Annotated in this window: 5 protein-coding genes; 3 read left to right on the forward strand and 2 right to left on the reverse strand. The window is 70.3% G+C overall.

The features are described 5' to 3' along the window. Positions 1-9: 9 nt before the first annotated feature. From FJ108_18055 to FJ108_18065, 3 genes are read left to right on the forward strand one after another with little or no spacing between them, the layout of a single operon-like run. Positions 10-663: an ion transporter gene (locus FJ108_18055; protein MBM4337796.1), complete on the forward strand. Its 654-nt coding sequence runs from the start codon at positions 10-12 to the stop codon at positions 661-663. 4 nt (positions 664-667) lie between these two features. Then, a complete protein-coding gene (locus FJ108_18060) occupies positions 668-2,083 on the forward strand; it encodes a CoA transferase (GenBank protein ID MBM4337797.1) in 1,416 nt (471 codons plus the stop codon). Beyond that, complete coding sequence (locus tag FJ108_18065) at positions 2,080-3,045, forward strand: zinc-binding alcohol dehydrogenase family protein (GenBank protein MBM4337798.1); 966 nt, start codon at positions 2,080-2,082, stop codon at positions 3,043-3,045. Before FJ108_18060 ends, FJ108_18065 begins: the two co-directional genes overlap by 4 nt. 13 nt (positions 3,046-3,058) lie before the next feature. Here FJ108_18065 and FJ108_18070 read toward each other — a convergent pair whose 3' ends face one another. Then, entirely contained in the window at positions 3,059-3,721 is a 663-nt protein-coding gene (locus FJ108_18070) for a hypothetical protein (GenBank protein ID MBM4337799.1), read from the reverse strand. Between the two features lie 19 nt (positions 3,722-3,740). Continuing rightward, positions 3,741-4,005 (reverse strand): beta-lactamase family protein (locus FJ108_18075; GenBank protein MBM4337800.1); only part of this gene is annotated, 265 nt, incomplete at its 5' end.

Below are 4,005 nucleotides of genomic sequence, written 5' to 3' on the forward strand. Positions count from 1 at the left end.
GGCGCCGAGCTGCGGGTCGCCGAGTGGATCTTCACCGTGCTCTTCAGCGCCGAGTACCTCGCGCGCCTGGCCGTCGTGGAGCGGCCGCTCCGCTACGCCCGGAGCTTCTTCGGGCTCGTGGACCTGCTCGCGATCCTGCCGAGCTACCTGTCCCTGGTGCTGCCGGGCGCCGAGTCGCTGCTGGTGATCCGGGCCTTCCGCCTGCTTCGCGTGTTCCGCGTCTTCAAGCTCGGTCGATTCCTCGGCGAGCAGAACCTGCTGCTCACCTCGCTGCGCATGAGCCGCGCGAAGGTGCTGGTCTTTCTTGCGACCGTGCTGATCCTCGACCTGATCGTCGGATCGGCGATGTACCTGATCGAGGGGCCGGAGTCCGGCTTCACGAGCATTCCCACGGCGATGTACTGGGCGATCGTGAGCATGACGACGGTGGGCTACGGGGACATCGCGCCGGCGACGCCGACGGGCCAGATTCTGGCGTCGATCCTGATGATCCTCGGCTACAGCATCATCGCCGTTCCGACGGGTATCATCACCGCAGGAATCGTGGAAGCGGCGAGACTTCCGGACACGATCACGACCCGGAGCTGCCAGCACTGCACCAGCGAAGGCCACCTACCGAGCGCGCGATATTGCAGGGACTGCGGTGGCCAGCTCGCGGAGTGAGTCGATGGACGAATCCGGATCCGGACTCGAGACGTTCGAGACACTGCTCCGCTCGCTGGGGGTGCGCGCGCCGGAGCCGGGACAGGTGCGGATCGACGGCGCCGATCCGGTGCTGGCGACGCGATTCCGTGTCGGGGAGGCCGCTGCGGCGGCGCTCGCGGCCTGCGCGCTTCAAGCCGCGCGGATCTTCGAGACTCGCGGCGGGCGGCGACAGACGGTCCGCGTGGACGTGGTCGGCGCGGCCGCGTCGCTGCTCGGCTTCCTGTTCCAGCGCGCCGAGAATCCTGCCGGCTTGCCCGCGTACGACCCAGCGCGGGCCGTGACCGGAATCTACCCGACGCGAGACGGGGGGCACTTCCTGCTGCACGGAAGCTTTCCGGAGAGCCAGGCACGCGCGCTCGCGTGGCTCGGCTGCGACGCGGACGTCGCCGAAGTGGCCAGGCGCATCGCGAGCTGGGACGGCCAGGCGCTCGAGGACGCGCTCGCCGAGCGCGGGCTCTGCGGCGCTCGGGTTCGCAGCGCCGCGGAGTGGCGGGAGCACGCGCAGGGACGTGCGCTCGCCGCGCTTCCCGTCGTCGAAGTGATCAAGCTCGCCGACGGTCCGCCCGAGCCGTTCGCGCCCGGCGCGCGGCCGCTTTCGGGCGTTCGCGTGCTCGACCTGACGCGCGTGCTCGCCGGGCCGACCTGCGGCCGCACGCTCGCCTCGCACGGCGCCGACGTGCTGAGGATCGGCTCGCCGAAGCTCCCGTCGATCGCGCCGTTCGTGATCGACACCAGCCACGGCAAGCGCTCCGCGCACCTCGACCTCGATCTTCCCGGCGATGTCGAGCGGCTGCGGGAGCTATCGCGCGAGGCGGACGTGTTCGCGCAGGGCTACCGCAGCGGCGCGCTTTCGCGGCGCGGCTTCGGCCCCGAGGCGCTCTGCGAGCTGCGGCCCGGAATCGTCTACACGTCGATCAACTGCTACGGGCACCAGGGGCCCTGGGCGCTGCGGCCCGGCTGGGAGCAGCTCGCGCAGGCCGTGACTGGAATCGCGCTCGAGCACGGCGGCGCGTCAGGCCCGAGCCTTCTGCCCGCGGCCGCCACCGACTACAACACCGGGTATCTCGCGGCGCTCGGCACCATGATCGCGCTCTCGCGCCGCAGTACCGAGGGCGGCAGCTACCACGTGCGCGCGTCGCTGTGTCAGACGGGAATGTGGCTCGAACGGATGCGGCGCAGCGACAGCGCGGGCGCGGGTCTCTCGCCGGAGCGGATCGCCCCGTTCCTGGTCCGGAGCGAGACCTCGTACGGGCAGCCCCAGCACCTGGGTCCGATCGTCGAGATGTCCGAGACACCCGCGCGCTGGGAGCTTCCGACGCCCCCGCTCGGCGCGCATCCGCCCCGCTTCGGCGCGGGCCAGCGAAGGAGTGAGTCGTGAAGGCAGCGGTGTATTACGAGACGGGAAAGCCCGAGGTCCTGCGCTACGAGGACGTGCCCGATCCGGTCTGCGCGCCGAATGGCGTGGTGATCGAGGTTGCGGCGATCGCGATCGAGGGCGGCGACGTGCTGAACCGCGCGGGCGGCCTGATGGCCGCGCGGCCGCACATCGTCGGCTACAACTGCGCCGGGGTTCTGCGCGAGGTCGGTGCGCAGGTCTCGGATCGCAAGGTGGGCGATCGCGTCACGGCGCTGATGATGCACGGCTCGCACGCCGAGCGAGCGGCGGTTCCGGCCGGCGCGACCTGGCTCGTGCCCGCGGGCGTCTCCTTCGAGCACGCGGCCTGCGTGCCGGTGGCGTGGGGGACCGCGCACGACTGCCTGTTCGAGTTCGGCCGGCTACGGGCCGGCGAGAGCGTGCTCGTGCAGGCGGGCTCGAGCGGCGTGGGCCTGGCCTGCGTGCAGCTCGCCAAGCGCGCGGGCGCGATCGTCTACGCCACGGCCAGCCGCGAGAAATTCGCGCGGCTCTCGGAGTTCGGCGTCGATCACCCGATCGCGTACCGCGAGGTCGACTTCGCCGACGCGATCCGCGAGCTCACGAGCGGCCGCGGCGTGGATCTGGTGGTCGACTCGGTTGGCGGCGACACGCTGCAGCGCAGCCTCACATGCCTGGCCTACCGCGGGCGCGCGATCAGCGTCGGAAACGTGAGCCGCGGCGATCTGCGCGTCGATCCCGCGCCGCTCTCGCAGGGAAACCGCTCGCTCACGGGCGTGTTCCTCGGCGCCGAGGTCGCGTTCCAGACCGCGCGCGTGCGCGCGATGCTCGACGCGATCCTGCGCGATCTTTCGCGCGGCGAGCTGCGCACGGTCGTCGACCGCACGTTCCCGCTCGCGCAGGCCGCCGCCGCGCACGCGTACATCGAGAGCCGCGCGGCGTTTGGGCGGGTGGTGCTGATCCCGTAGGTTCGCGCTGCGCCTACCGGAGGGCCTTCTCCGACTCGATCTGGCGGAATATGTCGTGCAGTGACTCGGAGTAGATCTGCTCGCGCTTTCCCTCGATCGGGTGAAACGGGTAGACGAAGATCAGGAACGTCTGGACCCAGTCGGAAAGCGTCGCCTTGCGCTGGTACGACGCCCGCAGCGTGCCGTCCTTGGCTCTCAGATCTGCGCGTATCGTGTAGTTCCAGTCGTAGGGCATGGGAATCACGGTCAGGCTCAGCACGCTGATCGTCGCGCTCAGGAACTGCTGCTTGAACGACGACTCCTCGAGCAGCTCGAGCTCGACCGCATAGTCCGCGTTCGATCGCGCCGTCGCGAGCTTCTCGCGCCGCTTGGGATCGTTCACGTCGTCGGGGAGCTCCGTGAACGTCTCGTAGCGCGAGACGTTGCTGACCTCGCGAAGCGCGTCGCGGAACAGATCGTCGAAATCCTTCACGCCCTCGAACTCGAGCTTCGGGATCGTGTCGAAGCCGTGCTGCTGCGAGAGGTGGCGGAACACGAAGACGACGCTCACCGGCGTCGCACCGGTGGTTCGCGCGGCTGGTCCTTTGTAGAGGCCTTCGATGTCGGAGCGCGAGGCCGCGCAGCCGACGGCAAGCGCGGCGCAGAGCAGAGCGGGGAGGATCGGGCTTCGACACATGTCTGGTTTCCTTTGGCTTCTAGTGCGCCGCGCCCGCGGCGGCCTCGAGCAGACCACGGACGCGAGGGTTGCGAAAGCGCGGCCCGGCGGCGTTCATCGCGTAGCCGAACGCGAGCCGCGCCTCGGGATCGGCGAAGCCGAGCGCGCCGCCCGCGCCGAAGTGCCCGAAGCTGCGCGCCGACTTTCCGAACGGGCGTTCGGGCATGGTGAGCTGGAAGCCGAGCCCGAAGCGCGTGGGCCTGCGCAGCACGAAGTCCTCTCCCGACGACGCCTCGCGAATTTTT

The organism is Deltaproteobacteria bacterium (assembly GCA_016875225.1).
GTDB lineage: Bacteria > Myxococcota_A > UBA9160 > SZUA-336 > SZUA-336 > VGRW01.